This window comes from Nocardioides sp. NPDC004968 (assembly GCF_040608935.1).
Classification (GTDB): domain Bacteria; phylum Actinomycetota; class Actinomycetes; order Propionibacteriales; family Nocardioidaceae; genus Nocardioides.
On the sequence record NZ_JBEXJF010000026.1, the window covers coordinates 1 to 20,619 of the forward strand.

Below are 20,619 nucleotides of genomic sequence, written 5' to 3' on the forward strand. Positions count from 1 at the left end.
AGTTCTCGGTGTGGGGGGGGCCAGGCGGCGCCCCACACCCCCCCCCCCCGACCTGAGTGACGTCTCGGCAGGCGGGGCTGACGTCTCGGCGGGGGCGGGGCTAGACGGTCGTCGTGCTCGGCGGGGTCACGAGCGTCCGCAGGACCTTGCGGCGGTGGTGGATGGCCTCGGCGCTGAAGATGACCAGGGCGATCCAGACGATCGCGAAGCCGGCCCAGCGGCCGGGAGGCATCGCCTCGTGGGCGATGAAGACGCCGACGGCGAACTGCAGGATCGGCGCGAGGTACTGGAGCAGCCCGATCGTGACCATCGGCACCCGGATGGCGGCCGCACCGAAGCAGGCCAGCGGCACGACGGTGATGACGCCGAGGCTGATCAGGAGGAGTACGTGGAGGGCACCGTGACCGAAGAGCGTGCCGTTCCCGGTTGCCTGGAGAGCGACGATCAGGGCCAGCGCGAACGGCGCTGTCACGGCAGTCTCGACGGCCAGCGACTCGAACGGCCCGACCCCCGCGCTCTTCTTGAGCAGCCCGTAGGTGCCGAAGGAGAAGGCCAGGATCAGCGCGACCCACGGCAGCCGGCCGTAGTCGACAGTGAGCACGATGGTGGCCAGGAAGGCGATCCCGAGCGCCACCCACTGCAGCTTCCGCATCCGCTCACGCAGGATGATCACGCCCATCAACATCGTGACCAGCGGGTTGGTGAAGTAACCCAGGCTCGTCTCCACGATCCGCCCGTTGTTGACGCCCCAGATGTACGTCACCCAGTTGATCGAGATCACCGCCGCAGCCGCAGTCAGCAGCACGAGCTTGCGCCGGTCGCGGAGGATCGCGGCCACCTGCTGGCGGCGGCCCACGATCAGCACCAGCGCTCCGGCCACGACCAGCGACCACACGATCCGGTGTCCCAGGATCTCCCAGGCCCCGGCGGGCTCCATCAGCGGGAAGTAGAGCGGGAACGCTCCCCACATGATGTAGGCAGCGGCGCCGAACATCACTCCACGCCGTTGCTCATTCACGTCGCAACGGTACTGCCAGGGCGTGGATACCCTTTACCGAATATCGCGCCTCGGCTCAGACGGAGCGGACGGCGACGATGTCGGCGAAGGCCTCGAGGGCCTTGCGGACGGGCCCCTCGGGCAGTGGCGCGAGGGCGGCCTTGGCCTCCTCGGCGCGGGACTGGACGTAGGCGCGGGCCTCGGTCAGCGCCGGGTGGGCGCGGAGGAGGCCGACACACTCGGCCAGAGCCGCGTCGTCGGTGAGGTCGCTGTCGAGCAACTCCAGCAGCCTTGCGTCGCCGGCGTCGGTGGAGCGGCGGGCCAGCAGCACCGGGAGCGTCGGGACGCCCTCACGGAGATCGGTCCCCGGCGTCTTGCCGGACTCGTCGGAGGCGATGTCGAGGATGTCGTCGGAGAGCTGGAAGGCGACGCCGACGATGTCGCCGTAGGCGAGCAGGGCCTCCTGGATCTCCTTGTCGGCGCCGGCGAAGAGAGCACCGTAGAGAGCCGAGGTGGCGATCAGGACGCCGGTCTTCCCGGCCAGCACCTCGAGGTGGTGGTCGACCGGGTCGACACCCTCGGGCGGCGCGACGCCTTCGAGGATCTGACCCTCGACGAGCTTGGCGAAGGTGGCCGCCTGGATGCGTACGGCCTCCGGACCCAGCTGGGCGGTCAGCTCCGAGGAGCGGGCGAAGAGGAAGTCGCCGGTCAGGATGGCGACGTGGTTGTCGAAGCGGGCGTTGGCGGTGTCCTCGCCGCGGCGCACGAGCGCCTCGTCCATGACGTCGTCGTGGTAGAGCGAGGCCTGGTGGGTGAGCTCGACGACGCAGGCGGCAGTGATGACCTCGTCGGCGAGCTTGTCCGGGCCGTACTCGGCGGCCAGCAGCACCAGCAACGGCCGGAACCGCTTGCCGCCGGCCTCCAGCAGATGGGAGGCCGCTTCCGTGACGAACGGGGAGCTGCTGCGGGCGTAGCCCGCCAGCTTCTCCTCCACGATCGCCAGCCGAGCGCGCAGCCGCTGCTCGAGCTCGGGATCGGTGATCGGGAGGGCGAGTTCAGGGGCTCGGTCGGTGGGTGCGCTAGTGCTCACCCGATGAATCCTCCCGCATCCACCAACAGGCTGAGCACAGGGCCCGGAATTACACCCAACAAGACGGTGGCGACAGCGCTCAGTGCGATCACGACGGTGGTGGCGTACGACGGGGTCACGACCGCGGCCGCGTCCTCGCGTGGGTCGGTGAAGAACATCAGCATCATCACCCGTACGTAGAAGAAGATCGCGATGATGCTCGAGCCGATCGCGACCGCGACGACGGGCCACTGACCGGCGCCCAGCGCGGCGGCGAAGACGCCCCACTTGCCGATGAACCCTGCGGTCAGCGGCAGCCCGGCCATGGAGAGCAGGAAGACGGCGAAGGTCGCCGCGACCCACGGGTTGGACCGGCCCAGGCCGGCCCAGCGCTCCAGCGAGTTGACCTCACCGTTGGGGCCCCGCACCAGAGAGACGATCGCGAAGGCGCCGAGGGTCGCGAACCCGTACGCGGTCAGGTAGAAGAGCACCGCCTGGGTCGAGCCGAAGGCGTCGGTCTGTACGCCGAGGAGCCCGGTCAGCAGGAAGCCGGTGTGGGCCACGGCGGAGTAGCCGAGCATCCGCTTCACATCGGTCTGGACCACCGCGAAGGAGGCGCCCAGCAACATCGTCAGCACCGCGATGACGCCGATCGCCGGGCGCCAGATGTCGCCCTCAGCACCGAAGGCGACATAGAAGAGCCGGAGCATCGCGGCGAAGGCGGCGATCTTGGTGGCAGCGCTCATCCACGCGGTGACCGGCGTCGGGGCGCCCTGGTAGACGTCGGGGGTCCAGGAGTGGAAGGGCACAGCACCGGTCTTGAAGAGCAGGCCGACGGCCATCAGGCCGATGCCGAGGAGCAGGAGCGGGCTGGAGCCGTCCTCGGCCGCCACCTCACCGATCTCGGCCAGCGACATCGACCCGGCGAAGCCGTAGACCAGCGCGAGGCCGTAGAGGAAGATGCCGGAGGAGAACGCGCCGAGCAGGAAGTACTTCAGCGCCGCTTCCTGGGAGAGCAGCCGGCGACGGCGCGCCAGTCCGGTCAGCAGGTAGAGCGGCAGCGACAGCACCTCGAGCGCGACAAAGAGCATCAGCAGGTCGCCGGAGATGCAGAAGAGCATCATCCCGCCGACCGCGAACATCATCAGCGGGTAGACCTCGGTGTGCTCCAGCCCCCGCTGGGAGGCGGTGCGCTCGGCCGGTGTGCCCGGCAGGGCCGCGGCCTGACCGGCGAAGGCGCTCACGCCGTTGTCGAGACGCCGCTCGGCGAAGAGCGCGACACCGCCGAGCGAGACCAGCAGCACCAGGCCCTGGGAGAAGACCCCCGGGCCGTCGACGATCAGGGCACCCTCACCCGTCGAGGCGCCGAGGCTGGACCCGGCGCCGACGGCGACGGTCCCGGCGAGCGCGGCGACCAGGCCCGCCAACGCCAGCGACACCTGGGTGTTGAAACGCGCGGCACGCGGCGCGAAGGCCTCCACCACGACACCGGCGCACGCGACGCCCAGCACCAGCAGGACGGGCCAGAGGGTGGCGTACGAAATTCCGGGGGACTCGAACATCGCGTCACTCACCTGCCTGGATGACATCAACTAGAGGAGCCACGACCGGTTGGGCCGCCGAGATCAGCGGTCCGGGGACGAAGCCGAAGAAGAGAAGGGCGACCAGCAGCGGAGCGAGTACGCCGACCTCTCGCCGGTTGAGATCGGGGACCGGTTTGGAGAGCTGAGCGGGTCCGGTGAAGATCCGCTGGTAGGCCCACAGCACATAGATGGCGGCGAGCACGATCGCGGTGACCGCGATGACACCGACCAGCCAGTTGTAGTCGAAGGCGCTGATCAGGACCAGGATCTCGGAGACGAACTGGCTCAGACCCGGCAGACCGGCGGTCGCCAGTCCGGCGATGAGGAACGTGCCGGCGAGCACCGGCGTCGCCTTCTCCATCCCCCGCATCGACGAGATCGAGGCGGTGCCCTTGCGGGCGATCAGGAACCCGGCGATCAGGAACATCGCCGCAGTCGCGACACCGTGGTTGACCATGTAGAGGATCGCCCCGACCAGGCCCTCGCGGGTGGCCGCGAAGATGCCGAGGGTGATCAGCCCGAAGTGCGACAGGGAGGTCAGACCGATCAGGCGGAGCAGGTCGTCCTGCCCGATAGCCAGCACAGCGCCGTAGACGATCGAGATCAGCGCCAGCACCACGACGACGGGCGTCGCCCAGGCGGACGCCTCCGGCACCAGGCCCAGGCAGAGCCGGATCATGCCGAAGGTGCCGATCTTGTCGAGGACGCAGACCAGGAGCACCGAGGTCGGCGTGGTGGCCTGCTCTGTGGTGTCGGCCAGCCAGGTGTGCACCGGGAACAGCGGCGCCTTGACCGCGAACGCGATGAACATCGCCACGAAGATCCAGCGCTCCGCGTTGGTGCCGATGTCGAGCTGCGCGAGGTCGCTGATCAGGTACGACGGCGCACCGGCCTCCGAGGAGACCACGAAGAAGCCGATTAGCGCACCGAGCAGCACCAGTCCGCCGCCGAGCTGGAACATCAGGAACTTGAGCGCGGCTCGGGCCCGGTTGGGGCCGCCGTGCTGGCCGATCATGAAGTACGCCGGGATCAGCGTCGCCTCGAAGGCGATGTAGAAGAGGAAGAGATCGCCGGCGGTGAAGGTGAGCAGCGCGAAGGCCTCCAGGGCCAGCGCCCAGGCGTACCACCGCTTGTCGTGGTCCTTGACCGCCGCGACCATCACGAGCGGGACCAGGACGACGGTCAGCATCACCATCAGCTTCCCGAAGCCGTCCATCTCGAGCGCCCAGTGGACGCCGAGCGGCTCGATCCAGACGAGATCGGTGTCGGGGGCCGTGAACATCGTGACGATGCCGGCGATCAGGGTGGCGATCGCGAAGCCGAAGGCCCACGCCTTGGGCCGCGCCGGCATCACCGCGGTGATCAGCGCGCCCGCGAACGGGACGAGGACGAGGATTGTCAGCATCAGTTGACCACCAGGATCACGAGGGTCACCAGCACAGTGCCGCCGAGGACGGAGAGAGCGTAGGAACGTACGTAGCCGGTCTGCGTCTTGCGGAGCTCACCGGCGATCGCCGCGAGGGCGATCGGGCCACCGCTCATCAGGCCGTCGACGCCGTACTTGTCGGTCGCGAGGGCGCCGCGGGTGATCGCCATCCCGGGCGGCACCACGACGTCCTCGACGTGCGGGACGTGCAGGTAGGGAGTCGGCTCGGTCGTGATCGGACGGCGCCCGAAGACGAACCCGGCAGCCGCGACCCCGATCGCGACGACCAGCACCGCGAGGACTGAGGTCGCCCAGACCGGGAGCGGGCCGTGGTGCTCGGCGTGGCCGATCGCGACCACCGGCTCGAGCCAGTGCTCGATCCAGCCGCCGAGCGCGAAGACGCCACCGAGGACCGACAGTGCGGCGAGGACGACGAGCGGACCGGTCATGATCCGCGGCGACTCGTGCGGATGTACGCCCTCGGGCCACCGCTTGCGGCCGAAGAAGGCGAGCATCATCAGGCGGGTCATGTAGAACGCGGTCACACCGGCGGCCAAGAGGGCGATGATGCCGACCAGCCAGCTCTCGGCGAACGCGACCTCGAGGATCTTGTCCTTGGACCAGAAGCCGGCGAACCCGGGGAAGCCGATGATGGCCAGGTAGCCCATCGAGAAGGTGAGGAACGTGACCGGGAGCGCCCGGCTCAGCGCGCCGTAGTGCTTGAGGTTCACGTCGTCGTTCATGCCGTGCATCAGGGAGCCGGCGCCGAGGAACATGTTGGCCTTGAAGAAGCCGTGGGTGAGCAGGTGGAAGATCGCGAACGCGTAGCCCGGTCCACCCAGCCCGGCGGCCAGCATCATGTAGCCGATCTGGCTCATCGTCGAACCGGCCAGGACCTTCTTGATGTCGTCCTTCACGCAGCTCACCGCGGCGCCCCAGATGATCGTCACCAGGGCGACGACCACGACGGCGGTCGAGGCGGCCTCGGCGGCGTCGAAGATCGCGCTCGACCTGACGATCAGATAGACGCCGGCGGTCACCATCGTGGCCGCGTGGATCAGCGCCGAGACCGGGGTCGGGCCCTCCATCGCGTCGAGCAGCCAGCCCTGCAGCGGGACCTGGGCGGACTTACCGCAGGCACCGACGAGCAGCAGGATGCCGAGCCAGTTGAGGGTGGTCGTGGTGGTGTCGCTGATGTCGATCGCCGAGAACGACGTCGACCCGAAGGTGACGAAGCAGAGCGCGATCGCCAGCGAGAGGCCCATGTCGCCGACCCGGTTCATCACGAACGCCTTCTTGGCGGCCGCCGCTGCCGACGGCTTGTGCTGCCAGAAGCCGATCAGCAGGTAGGACGCCAGACCGACGCCCTCCCAGCCGAGGAAGAGGCCGACGTAGTTCTCCGCCAGCACCAGCATCAGCATCGCGGCCAGGAAGAGGTTGAGGTAGCCGAAGAACCGGGTGCGCCGCTCGTCGTCGGCCATGTAGCCGACCGAGTAGACGTGGATCAGTGTGCCGACGCCGGTGATGAGCAGCAGGAACAGGCTGGAGAGCTGGTCGTAGAGCAGGTCGAAGCCCACCGACAGGTCGCCGGTGTCGAACCAGGTGTAGAGGTGCTGGACGACCTGCCTGCTCTCCTCGTCGCGACCGAGGGCCGCGATGAAGAGGACGAGCGACAGCACGAAGGACGCACCCGCGAGCCCGACCGCGAGCCAGTGCCCGATCCGATCGAAGAGGGCCGGAGCAAACGGCCGGCCGATCAGGATCAGAGCAGCGCCGGCCAGGGGCAGCGCGATGACCAGCCAGATCAGCGAGAAGACGCCGCTGGCCTCGACAGGATTCACCACTTGAGCATCCTTGGCTCGTCGACCGAAGCCGTGTTTCTGGTGCGGAAGATGGTCATGATGATCGCCAGTCCGACGACCACCTCAGCGGCCGCGACGACCATCACGAAGAACGCGGTCACCTGCCCGTCGAGGTTGCCGTGCATCCGGCTGAACGCCACCAGGGCCAGGTTGGCCGCGTTGAGCATCAGCTCGACGCACATGAAGACGACGATGGCGTTTCGCCTGGTCAGCACGCCGATCGTGCCGATCGTGAAGAGGATGGCGGACAGGATGACGTACGCCGTGGTGTTGTCTGTCATGCCGCCGCCTCCGTAGCGCAAGCGCCATCATACGAACGCGGCGGCATGTTGATCCCATGACTCGCTCGCTGACGCTCGCTCATGCGTCCTCTCCTTCGTCCGCACGACCGCCGGCGAGGATGGCCGGGACCGACTTCGTGCTCTGCGACCCGTCCGGCAGCAGCGCCGGGGTGTCGTTGCTGTTGTGCCGCGCGAAGGTGCCCGGTGGGGGCAGCGGGCCGAGGTGCTTGCCGCTCTTCGCGTAGTCGGCGACCCGCTTCTGGGCCAGGTCTGTCTGGGTCTGCTTCGGGTCGATCCGCTCGCGGTGGGCCAGCACCATCGCGCCGATCGCGGCGGTGATCAGCAACGCGCTGGTCGCCTCGAAGGCGATCACGTAGCGGGAGAAGAGAAGGTCCGCGAGGCGTTGTACATTGCCGCCCTCGTTGGCGCTGGCCAGCCCGCGCATCGTGGCGATGCTGGCCTGGCCGACGCCCGCGATCAGCGTCGCGCCCAGCCCGACCCCGAGCATGACGGCGAGCACCTTCTGCCCCGCGATCGTCTCCTTGAGCCTGTCGGAGGTGTCGACGCCGACCAGCATGATCACGAACAGGAACAGCATCAGGATCGCGCCGGTGTAGACGACGATCTGCACCGCGAACAGGAACGGCGCCTCCAGCATCGCGTAGATCATCGCCAGCCCGATCATCACGACCGCCAGCGACAGCGCGGCGTGGACCGGCTTGCGCGCGAACAGGAGGCCCATCGCCGCGATCACCATGATCGAGGCGAGGATCACGAAGCTCATCGCGTGGGCTCCTTGGGCTCCGGGGCGTAGTAGGAGGTGTCGTCGTTGCCGAGGAACATCGGGTGCGGAGGCGCCTCCATCCCGTCCTCGAGCGGTGCGAGCAGGTCCTGCTTCTCGTAGATCAGGCTCTCGCGCGAGGTGTCGGCGAGCTCGTACTCGTTGGTCATCGTCAGGGCCCGCGTCGGGCAGGCCTCGATGCACAGCCCGCACAGGATGCAGCGCAGGTAGTTGATCTGGTAGACGCGGCCGTAGCGCTCACCGGGCGAGTAGCGCTCCTCCTCGGTGTTCTCCGCACCCTCGACGTAGATCGCGTCGGCGGGGCAGGCCCAGGCGCACAGTTCGCACCCGATGCACTTCTCCAGGCCGTCGGCGTGCCGGTTGAGCTGGTGCCGGCCGTGGAATCGCTCCTCGGTCGGCTCCTTCTGCTGCGGATACTGCTCGGTGACCGGCTTCTTGAACTGTGTCCCGAACGTCACCGCGAACCCGCTGACCGGGTCCCAGAAACGCTCCTTGAACGAGCGGTCGTCGTTGCTCACTTGGCCTCCTCAGGAGAGGGAAGAATGCGTACGCCGTTGGTGGCTGTCGGCACAGCCGGCGGTCCGAACACCAGCGGCTGGGCGGCCCCGCGCACGGCGCCGCCGAGCGGCAGGGCGGGTGTGGGGAAGCCGCCGGTCGCCTTGGTGACCTGGGCCTCCTTCTCCGGAAGCCGGTTGAGGAAGCCGAGCACGACGACCACAGTGACGGCCAGACCGAAGCCGAAGAGGATCCAGTCGGGGCTGAAGCCGCCCTGGATCGCGGCCATCTTGATCACGGCGACGACGACGATCCAGGCGAGGCTCGCCGGCAGCAGGACCTTCCAGCCGAGCGACATGAACTGGTCGTAACGCAGCCGCGGCAGCGTGCCGCGCAGCCAGATGAAGACCCAGATGAAGAAGAACATCTTCAGGAAGAACCACAGCACCGGCCAGTAGCCCTCGTTGGCGCCGGCCCAGAGGGTGCCGAGACCGAGCGGGGCCCGCCAGCCGCCGAGGAACAGCGTCGTGGCGAGCGCGCTGACGGTGGCCATGTTGATGTATTCGGCCAGGAAGAAGAGCGCGAACTTCAGGCTGGAGTATTCGGTGTGGAAACCACCGACCAGCTCACCCTCGGCCTCGGGGAGGTCGAACGGCGCGCGGTTGGTCTCGCCGACCATCGAGATGCAGTAGATCAGGAAGGACGGCAGCAGCAGGGCTCCGAACCACCAGTCCGTCTGGGCAGCCACGATCTGGCTCGTCGACAGGCTGCCGGCCATCAGGAAGACGGTGACGAGCGCCAGGCCCATCGAGACCTCGTAGGAGATCATCTGGGCGCTGCTTCGCAGGCCACCGAGCAGGGAGTACGTCGAGCCCGATGCCCAGCCGCCCAGCACGATCCCGTAGATGCCGATGCTGGCGATCGCCATCACGAACAGCACCGCGACCGGCATGTCGGTCAGCTGCAGCGGAGTCTGCACTCCGAAGAAGTTGACCTCGGGCCCGAACGGGATCACCGAGAACGTCACGAACGCCGGCACCGTGGCCAGGATCGGGGCGGTGATGAAGACGATCTTGTCGGCCTTCTCCGGTGTCAGGTCCTCCTTCAGCGCCAGCTTCACGCCGTCGGCGAGCGACTGGAGCAGACCGAACGGTCCGTGCCGGTTGGGCCCGATGCGGTGCTGCATCCGGGCCACGACCTTGCGCTCCCACCAGATATTGAACAGCGTCAGGACGACGCAGACGACGAAGACCAGCAGAACCTTGATCGCGATGATCCACCAGGGGTCCTGGCCGAACTGCTCCAACCCGTTCACTTGGCCCCCTCCACAATCACCGTCGAGCCCGGCGAGGCGAGATCCGCCCAGACGCCTCGACCGAAGCTGTTCGTCGGCACCCACACGGTGTTGTCGGCCAGCTCGGCCGCCAACGCCGGAAGCGTCCAACTCCCCCGGTCCCCGGTGATCGTCACGACGTCACCGACCTCTTCGTGGAGCGCTGCCGGGATGCGTACGAACGCCGGTCGTGCGGTCGCGGCCAGCGCTTTGTCGCCGCTCTGCAGCGTCCCGTTGTCGAGCATGAGATGCCAGGTCGCCAGACGAAGCCCCGCCGAATCGGCAGTTGTGGCGGCCGAGTCGGTAGTTGTGGGCGACGATTCGACACTTTCGTCCGCAACTTCTGCGGACTCGGCGCCCATTTGTGCGAACTCGGCGGTGATGTGGCCGAGGACCTCGGCGTCGGAGTAAGCGGCGGGCTTGTCGAAGACCTTCGGGAACGGGCGGCGGCGACCTTCCCAGGTGACGAAGGTGCCGGCCTTCTCCGAGGCGGTGGCGACAGGAAGTACGACGTCGGCGCGCTCGGTCACGGCGGTGACCCGCTGCTCGAGGCTGACCACGAAGCCGGCCTGGTCGAGGGCGGCCAGGAAGGCGGCGGGGTCGGCGGTGTCGTCGGGGTCGACGCCGGCGACCACGAGGGCGTCGAGGCCGGCGCGGACGATGGCTTCGGCGTCGAGACCGCCCTCACCGGGCAGCAGGTCTGCCTCGACCGCACCCCGGTCGCCGGCACGACGCGGCACCCAGGCGAGCCTGGCGCCGGTGCGATCGGCGAGCTCGGCAGCGGCGGAGTAGGCGCCGGGGCTGGTCGCCAGCCGCTCGCCGACCAAGATCACCGAAGCCTCGGTGACCCCGCTGACCTGCGAAAACGCGTCCTTCTCGGCACCGGGAGCAGTCAGGACGACCTCGGCTCCGAGCTTGCGCGAGCCCTCCGAGCCGTACGGACTAAGGGTGGTGATCCGCAGACCGTTCTTGTTGGCCTTGCGCAGCCGGAGGAAGAGCGTTCCGGCCTCGTCCTCGGGCTCGAGGCCGGCCAGCACGACGTGGTCGGCGGCGTCGAGGTCGGCGTAGGTGAGGCTGGTCCCCGCGACGCGTGAGCGCAGGAAGCCGGTCTCCTCCTCCGACAGCGGCCGCGCGCGGAAGTCGATGTGGGGAGTGCGCAGGGTGTCGCGGGCGAAGGCGGCGTACGCCTTCGCGTCCTCCAAGGTCAGTCGCCCACCGGGCAGCACGCCCACCGAACCGGCACCGGCCAAGCCCTGGGCGGCGACGGCGACGGCCTCCAGCCAGGACGCCGGCCGGAGCTCGCCGTCCTCACGGACCATCGGCGAGGTGAGCCGGTCGCGGACGGCGTAGCGGAAGCCGAAGCGGTCCTTGTCGGAGATCCACTCCTCGTTGACCTCGGGGTCGTTGCCGGCGAGACGGCGCATGACCTTGCCGCGGCGGTGGTCGATCCGGATCGCGGCGCCGCAGGCGTCGTGCTCGGCGACGCTCGGGGTCGAGACCAGGTCGAAGGGCCGAGCCCGGAACCGGTAGTCGTCCGAGGTCAGCGCGCCAACCGGGCAGATCTGGATGACGTTGCCGGAGAAGTAGGACGAGAACGGCTTGTCCTCGGCGATGCCGATCTGCTGCTGGGCACCCCGCTGGATCAGCGCGATCCCCGGGTCGCCCGGGATCTCGGCGGCGAAGCGGGTGCAGCGCTGGCAGACGATGCACCGCTCACGGTCGAGCAGCACGTTGGGCGAGAGGTTGATCGGCTTCGGGAAGGTCCGCTTGGTCCCCTCGAAGCGGGTCTCACCCTGGCCGTGGGACATCGCCTGGTTCTGCAGCGGGCACTCGCCGCCCTTGTCGCACACCGGGCAGTCCAACGGGTGGTTGACCAGGAGAAACTCCATGATCCCGTGCTGGGCCTTCACGGCCGTGGAGTTCTGCGTCTCCACCACCATGCCCTCGGCGACCGGGATCGTGCAGGAGGCCTGCGGCTTCGGGAATCCGCGGCCGTTGCCCGCGTCGGGGATGTCGACCAGGCACTGCCGGCAGGCGCCGACGGGCGCGAGGAGCGGGTGGTCGCAGAAGCGCGGGATCTCGATCCCGGCCTCCTCGGCCGCCCGGATCACCAGCGTGCCCTCGGGCACGGTCACGTCATGTCCGTCGATCTTGACGGTCACATCGGTCACTGCACTGCCTCCGCTCGGTGGCCGGTCCACCCGTGTAACACGTCGTTCGTAGGACTATCCGGTCGTTCTGATAGGGCGAGTAGTCCTACGAACAGCGTGTTACAGCTCGCGCAGCTCATCGCGGCCCCTCCGCCCATGCAGTCGAGTCGGCCGCGTTGAAGGGGCAGCCGCCCTGCTCCAAGTGGGCCAGGTACTCGTCCCGGAAATACTTGATCGAGCTCGTGATCGGGCTCGTCGCACCATCACCGAGCGCGCAGAACGAGCGGCCCAGGATGTTGTCGCACTGGTCGAGCAGCAGGTCGAGGTCCTCGGGCTTCCCGTCACCCTTCTCCAGCCGCTCCAGCACCTGCACCAGCCACCACGTGCCCTCACGGCACGGCGTGCACTTGCCACACGACTCGTGCTTGTAGAACTCCGTCCACCGCAGCACCGCGCGCACCACGCAGACGGAGTCGTCGAAGATCTGCAGCGCGCGGGTGCCGAGCATCGAGCCGGCCGCCTGCACGCCTTCGAAGTCCAGCGTCACGTCCAGGTGCTCCTGGGTGAACAGCGGGGTCGAGGAGCCGCCCGGGGTCCAGAACTTCAGCTCATGCCCTTCGCGTACGCCGCCGGCCAACTCGATCAGCTTGCGGAGCGTGATGCCGAGCGGCGCCTCGTACTGACCCGGCTTCTTGACGTGACCGGAGAGCGAGAAGATGCCGACGCCGGCCGACTTCTCGGTGCCCATGCCGGCGAACCAGTCGGCGCCGTTCTTCACGATGGCCGGCACCGAGGCGATCGACTCGGCGTTGTTGATCACGGTCGGGCTCGCGTAGAGACCGGCGACGGCGGGGAACGGCGGCCGCAGCCGCGGCTGACCGCGGCGCCCCTCGAGCGAGTCGAGCAGGGCGGTCTCCTCACCACAGATGTAGGCCCCGGCACCGGCGTGCACGACCAGCTCGAGGTCGTAGCCGGAGCCGTGGATGTCCTTGCCGAGGTGGCCGGCGGCGTAGGCCTCACGGACGGCGGCCTGCAGCCGCCGGATCACGTGCAGCACCTCGCCGCGTACGTAGATGAAGGCACGCTCCGCGCGGATGGCGTAGGAGGAGATGATCACGCCCTCGACGAGGGTGTGCGGACTCGCCATCATGAGCGGAATGTCCTTGCAGGTGCCCGGCTCGGACTCGTCGGCGTTGACCACCAGGTAACGCGGCTTGGGCTTCTCGGGGTCGGGCGGCGGCAGGAAGCCCCACTTCACCCCGGTCGGGAACCCGGCGCCACCGCGACCGCGCAGCCCGGAGTCCTTGACCATCGTCTGTACGTCCTCGGACGCCATCCCGAGCGCGACGTCGAGTGCGTCGTAGCCGCCCTGCTCGGCGTAGGCGGGCAGGGTCCAGGCCTGCTCGTCGGCCCAGTTGGCGGTCAGCACCGGGGTCAGAGTGTCAGTCATCGGACGCCTCCTCGGCGATCGTCTCCGACTCGGCGCGACGGGTGTCGGCCACCTCGACGGCCTCGGGCAGCTCCTCCGGCAGATCGGCAGAGCCATGGGTATCCCCGGGCGCGGCCCAGCCGCGCTCGCGGGCGATCTCCAGCCCGACAAGTGACGCCGGTCCGGCCGCAGGACCCTCGTCGACGAGCCCGTCCTCGAAGCCGGCGAGGACCCGCTCCGCCTCGCGCCAGCTCGTGATCCGCGCGCCGCGGGAGGCCACGACCTCGCGGCCCTCACGGAGGTCGTCGACCAGCTGCGAGGCCGACTCCGGGGTCTGGTTGTCGAAGAACTCCCAGTTGACCATCACCACCGGCGCGTAGTCGCAGGCCGCGTTGCACTCGATGTGCTCGAGCGTGATCGCGCCATCGGCGGTGGTCTCGTCATTGCCCACCTCGAGCTTCTCGCGCAGGCAGGCGAAGATCTCGTCACCGCCCATGACCGCGCACAGCGTGTTGGTGCAGACGCCGACGTGGTGGGTGCCGACGGGATGACGCTTGTACATCGTGTAGAACGTCGCCACCCCGCTCACCTCGGCCGGGGTCAGGCCCAGGACCTCGGCGCAGGCGTGGATCCCTTCGGGCGTGACCCGCCCCTCGACCGACTGCACCAGGTGGAGCATCGGCAACAGCCCGGAGCGGGCCTGGGGGTAGCGAGCGGCGATCTCGCGCAGCTCGTCGTAGGTCTCAGCAGCAAGCGTCATCGGTCGACGCCTCCCATCACCGGGTCGATGGACGCGATCGCCACGATCACGTCGGCAACCATGCCGCCCTCGGACATCACGCTCGTGGCTTGAAGGTTGGTGAACGACGGGTCCCGGAAGTGGACCCGGTAGGGCTTGGTGCCGCCGTCGCTGACCACGTGGGCGCCGAGCTCTCCGCGCGGCGACTCGATCGCGACGTACGCCTGGCCTGCCGGCACCCGGAAGCCTTCGGTCACCAGCTTGAAGTGGTGGATCAGGGCCTCCATCGACTCGCCCATGATGTGGCGGATGTGGTCGAGGGAGTTGCCCTGGCCGTCGGGACCGACGGAGAGCTGCGAGGGCCAGGCGATCTTCTTGTCGGCCACCATGACGGGGGCGCCGTCGAGATCCGCAAGCCTCTTCAGAGCCTGCTCCATGATCCGCAGCGACTCCCACATCTCGGCCAGCCGGATCCGGAACCGGCCGTAGGAGTCGCAGGTGTCCCAGGTGATGACCTCGAACTCGTAGTCCTCATAGCCGCAGTAGGGCTGGGTCTTGCGCAGGTCCCACGGGTAGCCGGTCGCACGCAGGATCGGGCCGGTCAGACCGAGCGCGAGGCAGCCCTCCAGGTCGAGGTAGCCGACCTGCTCCAGGCGGCCCTTGAAGATCGGGTTGGCGTTGCACAGCGCCGCGTACTCCTCCAGGCGCTTCTTCATCAGCTCGATGAACTCGGTCACCCGCGCGACGGTGCCCTCCGGCACGTCCTGGGCGATGCCGCCCGGCCGGATGTAGGCGTGGTTCATCCGCAGGCCGGTGATGAACTCGAACAGGTCCAGGCACAGCTCACGCTCGCGGAACCCGATCGTCATCACGGTCAGCGCGCCGAGCTCCATGCCACCGGTCGCGATCGCCACCAGGTGGGAGGAGATCCGGTTGAGCTCCATCAGCAGGACCCGGATGACGTCGGCCTTCTCCGGCACCTCGGCGCCGATGCCGAGCAGCTTCTCCACCCCGAGGACGTACGCCGTCTCGTTGAAGATCGGGGACAGGTAGTCCATCCGGGTGACGAACGTGGTCCCCTGCGTCCAGGACCGATATTCCATGTTCTTCTCGATGCCCGTGTGCAGGTAGCCGATCCCGGCACGCGCCTCGGTGACCGTCTCGCCCTCGAGCTCGAGGATCAGCCGGAGCACCCCGTGCGTCGAGGGATGCTGCGGGCCCATGTTGACGACGATCCGCTCGTCCTTGACGTCCTTGAGGGCGTCGGTCAGCTCGTCCCAGTCCTGGCCGGTGACGGTGAACGTACGTCCCTCGTCTTCTGTGGTCGTCATGAGTAGCTCCTCCGGGTGTCCGGCGGCGGGATCGTCGCGCCCTTGTATTCCACCGGGATCCCGCCCAGCGGGTAGTCCTTGCGCTGCGGGTGGCCCGGCCAGTCGTCGGGCATCAGGATCCGGGTCAGTCCGGGGTGGCCGTCGAAGACGATCCCGAACATGTCGTAGGTCTCGCGCTCGTGCCAGTCGAGCGTCGGGTAGATGCCCACCGCGCTCGGCACGTGCGGGTCCTCGTCGGGAGCCGAGGTCTCCACCCGCACCCGGCGGTTGTACGTCATCGAGAGCAGGTGGTAGACCGCGTGCAGCTCGCTGCCCCTATTTTCTTGGCCTTGGTCAGCGGGGTAGTGCACGCCGGAGACGCCGGAGCAGAGCTCGAAGCGCAGCTCGTCGCGGAGCACCTGCAGGGCCTCGAGCAGCCGCTCGCGGCGCACGTGGAAGGTCAGCTCGCCGCGGTGGATGACCGCCTCTGCCTCGGTGAAGGCGAGGGCGTCGGCGATCTCCTTGAACCAGCCGCCGTAGGGCTGCACCCCGACGTCGCTGGTGCGGCTCGGCATCGCGTGCTGGCGGGTGAGACCGCCGTAGCCGCTGGTGTCGCCGGTGTCCTCGACGCCGAACATGCCACTGTTCTGGCCACTGTTCTGGTCGTTCACCTCAGGAGTCCCGTCTGGTCGATCAGCGGCAGCTGGCGCAGCGCCGCGGTCTCGTTGGCGACCTCCTCGCGCTCGGCGTTGACGCCCAGCGAGCCGCCCTGGATCTTGTCGTGGAGCTTGAGGATCGCGTCGATCAGCATCTCGGGACGCGGCGGGCAGCCGGGGAGATACATGTCGACGGGCACGATGTGGTCGACACCCTGGACGATCGCGTAGTTGTTGAACATCCCGCCGCTGCTGGCGCAGACGCCCATCGCGAGCACCCACTTCGGCTCGGGCATCTGGTCGTAGATCTGGCGCAGCACCGGCGCCATCTTCTGGCTCACCCGGCCCGCCACGATCATCAGGTCGGCCTGCCGCGGCGAGGCCCGGAAGACCTCCATGCCGTATCTGGCCAGGTCGTACTTCGGCCCGCCCGACGTCATCATCTCGATGGCACAGCAGGCCAGTCCGAACGTCGCGGGCCACAGGCTCGCCTTGCGGAAGTAGCCGGCTAGGCCTTCGACCGTGGTCAGAAGTACGCCGGAGGGGAGCTTTTCTTCGAGACCCATGTCAGTCCCAGTCCAATCCGCCGCGGCGCCACACATAGGCGTACGCCACGAACACCGTCAGCAGGAACAGGCCCATCTCCGCGAGGCCGAACCATCCCATCGCGTCGAACCTGACGGCCCACGGGTAGAGAAAGATGATCTCGATGTCGAAGATGATGAAGAGCATCGCGGTGATGTAGTACTTCACCGGGAAGCGACCGCCCAACGCCTGTGGCGTGGCCTCGATCCCACACTCGTAGGGATCCGCCTTGGCCTGGTTGGCGCGGCTCGGTCCGACGACCGAGCTCATGATCACCGAACCGACCGCGAAGAGCGTCGCCAGTCCCGCCAACGCGAGCACCGGCACGTAGAGCTCCATCTCGCCTCCTACCCTGAGCGGCCCACCCCTTCTTGAGACTTTGTGAATAGAATCACAATGTGGGCCAACTCACATCCTGCCACTCCTGCGACGGAATGCAAGTGGGTTGCCGAAATGGCGCGCGGCACTTTCCCGCCATGGCAGGAAAGTGCGCCAACATCCGGTGGCAAACGCCCGCACAATCACGCCATGGCGGGGTTGTGGCGGCTCAGACTTGGGCGCTGACAGCCGGCACCGGCGTGTCGAGAAAGGCTCGGGGGATCACGATGATCCGCTTCTCGACATCGGTCAGCGACGCCGGCCTGCCATCGGGACCGACCTGCACCATCTCGTACGTCACGGTGTGCTTGGTTATCCGGCGCAGTTTCAGCCATCCCGGGGGCCAGGCAACGCTTCCCCACGGTCCCTGGACCTCGAGCCACTCGCCCACCGAGCCGGTGACGGTGGCACCGACCGGATACATCCCCGACATCCGCCCCTCGCCGGTGAGCAACCAGGAGAGTGGGCCGAGCGCCATCATCACCGTGATGAAGATCGCCATCGTGTTGGAGCCGCTGGCGAACTGGATTGGGATGTTGATCCCGACCGCGGCCGGGAACAGCCATGCTGCGATGCCGAACTGCGCCCGCAACCATGCCCGGACTAGCCGCCACCGCAAGACCCGATCGACGACGACCGGCACCCCGGCCATCGGGGTCTCCGCAGGCTCCCGACTCGACCCCTTCGCCAACTCACGGCTGATCTCCGACCCGATGAGTTGGGCCGGGAAGTCGACCGACCGCGCCTGCTCATCCGGACCCCCCGGAAGATACATCGGTACGGCCAACGCGCTCCGGCCTCTCTGCCGACACCGCACGAACACCGGTCCCACCTCGACCTGCGTCAGCCGGGACCACGGGTAGAAGGTGAGTCGGCGGAACGTACGCACGCCCAGCCCCGCCTCCGTCGCCCATGCCGTCAGCGTGGCGCCGACAGGGTAATCGCGCTTCACCCGACGCGGCATCGTCGACAACGGCAGCGTCAGCATCAACGCCAGGAAGGCGGTCCCGATGGTGAGCGTGATCCCCAGCTCGATGGCCTGGCCGACAGGTCCCAGAGCCGGATCATGCATGCCGAACCAGAACGAACCGGTCACCAGAATCGGCAGGACCAACCCCAGGATCCAGTACGCCCTGCTCCGCAGCCGCAGCCTCACCATGGCCCACTTGAGGCGCCGCTGATCGTCGAGCGTGACGGTCCAGACCGTCACCGAGCCCGGCACCACGTCTGCGTCCACGAACGGCCCTCCTCAGCATCCCGCAGTCCAAAGTCGCCGCAGCGTACTGGATACCCAGGAGGGAATATCCACGTTTGCCGATGACTCGATGGGACCGCCGGAGCCCAAGCGCGCAGAAACCTGCCGAGTCGGCCCGTCCTCACCCGAAATCTCGCCGAGTCGGCTCGTTGTAACGAGCCGACTCGGCCGATGGTCAGTCGGGATCAGGGCGAATCCAGCCCTTGGCGAGACCCGCACGCACGAGGGCGTCGGTGGCGGCGCCGAGGGTGGTCGAGGCGGCGACGACGCCGGCCTCCCGGGCACGTACGCGGGACTCGGTGGCGCCGGGCATGCTCCAGGTGCCGCCGCGGTTGAGCCAGTTGAGGAGCATCGGCTCGAGGCGGTCCATCGCCTTGCAGAAGCGTGCCTCCGGGGTCTGGGCGGCCTCGAACTCGTCCCACAGGGCACGGATCTCACCCGCCTGATCCGACGGCAGCATCGTGAAGAGCCGCTCGGCGGCAGCGATCTCGCGCTCGACCTGGTCGACGACCGCGGCGGCGTCGAAGACCGGGCTGTCGCCGGCGTAGATCTCGACCATGTCGTGGATGATCACGAGCTTGATCGCGTGCCCGACATCGATCGGCTCGTCGGCGTACTCCGCGAGCAGCAGCACCATCAGCGCCAGGTGCCAGGAGTGCTCGGCGTCGTTCTCACGCCGGTCGGCCGCGGCCAGCGGCGAGGCGCGCAGGATCGTCTTGAGCTTGTCGGCCTCGGCGATGAACTCCAGCTGAGCCCGCAGCCGGCCGCCTATCTCGTCCGGGAGCGGGTTCAGGTCGATGATAAGTTCGGCAGTCGAGTCGTCCATGGGACGACCTTCGCATGCCGCTCAGCGTCAGCGGGCGGGGAGGGCGGGAACGGCGCGCTTGGAACGGCTCACGTAGGCCGAGCCCTCCGGGCCGACGACGGCGTAGGAGTCGCCCATGCGGGAGTTGTACTCCAGGTGAGCACGACCCCAGAACATGCCGATCCGGATGCCGCCGTACATCCCCGGGGCGGTGAACCAGGCCTCGTCGGGGCCGCCCTCCTCGGAGATGAGCCGTACGTCGAACGTACGCAGCTGGTTCTCGCCGCGGAACTCGGCGGTCAGCTCCGCGAGCGTCGTGTTCACGTGGAGGTTGACGTTCTCTAGGTTGTCCCCGAGCGGGGTGCCGGGGCGGAAGTAGGGGTCGAGCATGTCGAGCAGGTGGTCGTGACCGCGTCGCTTGGCGAGCTGGTAGGGCGTCTCACCGTGAGCGGTGGGCAAGGACCTGACCCCACCCAGCGAAAGGAGCTCCTGGACGGTCTCGCGCGGGGCACCGAGGTAGGCGGCGTGGTGGAGCGGCGTGAACATCGACTCACCGCCGATCTTCCAGGTGTTGACGCCGACGGTGTAGTCGTTGCGCACCTGCGAGAGCGCGCGGCGCCAGTCGCCCTGTGCGGCCGCGTCGGTGAGTGAGTCCCTGGCCTTGACCGCTGCGGGCCCGTAGGCCTCGCGAGGCATCAAGATGCCGTCCCATGGCAACGTCGTGGTCATAGTTGAACTTTCGCAGAGATCAAGCGGTTGCGTGATGAAGTGCGACGATTCCACCCGAGAGGTTCGTCCAGGTCGGAGCCTGCCAACCCGCCGCGGAGAGCATGGCGGCAAGGCCTGCCTGGTCGGGCCATGCGCGGATGGACTCGGCGAGGTAGACGTAGGCGTCCGGGGAGGACGATACCGCCCGAGCGACCGGCGGCAACGCCTTCATCAGGTATTCCACGTAGATCGTCCGGAACGGCTTCCAGGTCGGGTGCGAGAACTCGCAGACCACGATCCGGCCGCCGGGGCGGGTGACCCGGCGCAGCTCGCGCAGGCCGGCCGCCGGGTCGACGATGTTGCGCAGGCCGAACGAGATCGTCACTGCGTCGAAGGTCGCGTCGCGGTAGGGCAGCTTGGTGCCGTCGCCGGCCGTGAACGGCAGGTGGGGCTTCGCTTCCTTGCCGACCTGGAGCATCCCGATCGAGAAGTCGGTCGGGACCACCTCGGCACCCGCGTCCAGGAACGGCTGGGACGAGGTGCCGGTGCCGGCGGCGAGGTCGAGCACGAGCTCGCCCGGCTTCGGGTCGACAGCCTTGATGACCTCGCGTCGCCAGCGTCGGTCCTGGCCGAGCGAGAGTACGTCGTTGGTCACGTCGTAGCGCTTGGCCACGGCGTCGAACATCCGACGGACCTCGCCGGGCTGCTTGTCCAGATCTGCTCGGGTCACGGGCTGATTCTGTCTCGGGTCGGTGT

At 68.3% G+C, this 20,619-nt stretch carries 20 protein-coding genes; all 20 read right to left on the minus strand.

Annotated features, from left to right (window positions below):
• Window positions 1–100: 100 nt before the first annotated feature.
• The 20 genes from rarD to ABZU72_RS20580 all read right to left on the minus strand — a co-directional run bounded on the left by rarD (window position 101) and on the right by ABZU72_RS20580 (window position 20,593).
• Entirely contained in the window at window positions 101–1,018 is a 918-nt protein-coding gene (gene rarD, locus ABZU72_RS20485) for an EamA family transporter RarD (RefSeq protein ID WP_355020659.1), read from the minus strand.
• 55 nt (window positions 1,019–1,073) lie between these two features.
• Complete coding sequence (locus tag ABZU72_RS20490; protein ID WP_355020660.1) at window positions 1,074–2,087, minus strand: polyprenyl synthetase family protein; 1,014 nt, start codon at window positions 2,085–2,087, stop codon at window positions 1,074–1,076.
• Window positions 2,084–3,628 carry an NADH-quinone oxidoreductase subunit NuoN gene (gene nuoN, locus ABZU72_RS20495; protein WP_355020721.1) on the minus strand — a complete coding sequence of 515 codons (1,545 nt, stop codon included), beginning with the start codon at window positions 3,626–3,628 and terminating at the stop codon, window positions 2,084–2,086. The genes ABZU72_RS20490 and nuoN overlap by 4 nt, the downstream gene beginning before the upstream one ends.
• Window positions 3,629–3,632: 4 nt before the next feature.
• Window positions 3,633–5,054 carry an NADH-quinone oxidoreductase subunit M gene (locus ABZU72_RS20500; protein ID WP_355020661.1) on the minus strand — a complete coding sequence of 474 codons (1,422 nt, stop codon included), beginning with the start codon at window positions 5,052–5,054 and terminating at the stop codon, window positions 3,633–3,635.
• Window positions 5,054–6,919 carry an NADH-quinone oxidoreductase subunit L gene (gene nuoL / locus ABZU72_RS20505; RefSeq protein ID WP_355020662.1) on the minus strand — a complete coding sequence of 622 codons (1,866 nt, stop codon included), beginning with the start codon at window positions 6,917–6,919 and terminating at the stop codon, window positions 5,054–5,056. Before nuoL ends, ABZU72_RS20500 begins: the two co-directional genes overlap by 1 nt.
• Window positions 6,913–7,218, minus strand: a complete 306-nt coding sequence (gene nuoK, locus ABZU72_RS20510) for an NADH-quinone oxidoreductase subunit NuoK (protein WP_008356449.1) — start codon at window positions 7,216–7,218, stop codon at window positions 6,913–6,915. Before nuoK ends, nuoL begins: the two co-directional genes overlap by 7 nt.
• 79 nt (window positions 7,219–7,297) lie before the next feature.
• Window positions 7,298–8,002, minus strand: a complete 705-nt coding sequence (locus ABZU72_RS20515) for an NADH-quinone oxidoreductase subunit J (RefSeq protein WP_355020663.1) — start codon at window positions 8,000–8,002, stop codon at window positions 7,298–7,300.
• Window positions 7,999–8,538, minus strand: a complete 540-nt coding sequence (nuoI, locus tag ABZU72_RS20520) for an NADH-quinone oxidoreductase subunit NuoI (protein ID WP_355020664.1) — start codon at window positions 8,536–8,538, stop codon at window positions 7,999–8,001. Before nuoI ends, ABZU72_RS20515 begins: the two co-directional genes overlap by 4 nt.
• On the minus strand, window positions 8,535–9,830 hold the full coding sequence (nuoH, locus tag ABZU72_RS20525; protein WP_355020665.1) for an NADH-quinone oxidoreductase subunit NuoH: 1,296 nt from the start codon (window positions 9,828–9,830) through the stop codon (window positions 8,535–8,537). The genes nuoI and nuoH overlap by 4 nt, the downstream gene beginning before the upstream one ends.
• Window positions 9,827–12,019 (minus strand): NADH-quinone oxidoreductase subunit G, encoded by a 2,193-nt coding sequence (locus ABZU72_RS20530; RefSeq protein WP_355020666.1) that lies wholly within the window; start codon window positions 12,017–12,019, stop codon window positions 9,827–9,829. The genes nuoH and ABZU72_RS20530 overlap by 4 nt, the downstream gene beginning before the upstream one ends.
• Window positions 12,020–12,134: 115 nt before the next feature.
• Window positions 12,135–13,448: an NADH-quinone oxidoreductase subunit NuoF gene (gene nuoF, locus ABZU72_RS20535; RefSeq protein ID WP_355020667.1), complete on the minus strand. Its 1,314-nt coding sequence runs from the start codon at window positions 13,446–13,448 to the stop codon at window positions 12,135–12,137.
• Window positions 13,441–14,187 carry an NADH-quinone oxidoreductase subunit NuoE gene (nuoE, locus tag ABZU72_RS20540; protein WP_355020668.1) on the minus strand — a complete coding sequence of 249 codons (747 nt, stop codon included), beginning with the start codon at window positions 14,185–14,187 and terminating at the stop codon, window positions 13,441–13,443. The genes nuoF and nuoE overlap by 8 nt, the downstream gene beginning before the upstream one ends.
• Window positions 14,184–15,497 carry an NADH-quinone oxidoreductase subunit D gene (locus tag ABZU72_RS20545; protein WP_355020669.1) on the minus strand — a complete coding sequence of 438 codons (1,314 nt, stop codon included), beginning with the start codon at window positions 15,495–15,497 and terminating at the stop codon, window positions 14,184–14,186. The genes nuoE and ABZU72_RS20545 overlap by 4 nt, the downstream gene beginning before the upstream one ends.
• Window positions 15,494–16,114 carry an NADH-quinone oxidoreductase subunit C gene (locus ABZU72_RS20550; protein WP_355020722.1) on the minus strand — a complete coding sequence of 207 codons (621 nt, stop codon included), beginning with the start codon at window positions 16,112–16,114 and terminating at the stop codon, window positions 15,494–15,496. Before ABZU72_RS20550 ends, ABZU72_RS20545 begins: the two co-directional genes overlap by 4 nt.
• 29 nt (window positions 16,115–16,143) lie before the next feature.
• The gene (locus ABZU72_RS20555; RefSeq protein ID WP_160025681.1) at window positions 16,144–16,698 is read right to left on the minus strand and encodes an NADH-quinone oxidoreductase subunit B; all 555 of its coding nucleotides are present in this window, start codon (window positions 16,696–16,698) and stop codon (window positions 16,144–16,146) included.
• 1 nt (window position 16,699) lies between these two features.
• Window positions 16,700–17,056 (minus strand): NADH-quinone oxidoreductase subunit A, encoded by a 357-nt coding sequence (locus ABZU72_RS20560; protein ID WP_008356428.1) that lies wholly within the window; start codon window positions 17,054–17,056, stop codon window positions 16,700–16,702.
• 208 nt (window positions 17,057–17,264) lie between these two features.
• Complete coding sequence (locus ABZU72_RS20565) at window positions 17,265–18,332, minus strand: hypothetical protein (protein ID WP_355020670.1); 1,068 nt, start codon at window positions 18,330–18,332, stop codon at window positions 17,265–17,267.
• A gap of 193 nt (window positions 18,333–18,525) precedes the next feature.
• Complete coding sequence (locus ABZU72_RS20570) at window positions 18,526–19,176, minus strand: HD domain-containing protein (RefSeq protein WP_355020671.1); 651 nt, start codon at window positions 19,174–19,176, stop codon at window positions 18,526–18,528.
• Window positions 19,177–19,203: 27 nt separating this feature from the next.
• A complete protein-coding gene (locus ABZU72_RS20575) occupies window positions 19,204–19,884 on the minus strand; it encodes an ankyrin repeat domain-containing protein (RefSeq protein WP_355020672.1) in 681 nt (226 codons plus the stop codon).
• A gap of 19 nt (window positions 19,885–19,903) precedes the next feature.
• Entirely contained in the window at window positions 19,904–20,593 is a 690-nt protein-coding gene (locus ABZU72_RS20580; protein WP_355020673.1) for a demethylmenaquinone methyltransferase, read from the minus strand.
• Between the last annotated feature and the right edge of the window lie 26 nt (window positions 20,594–20,619).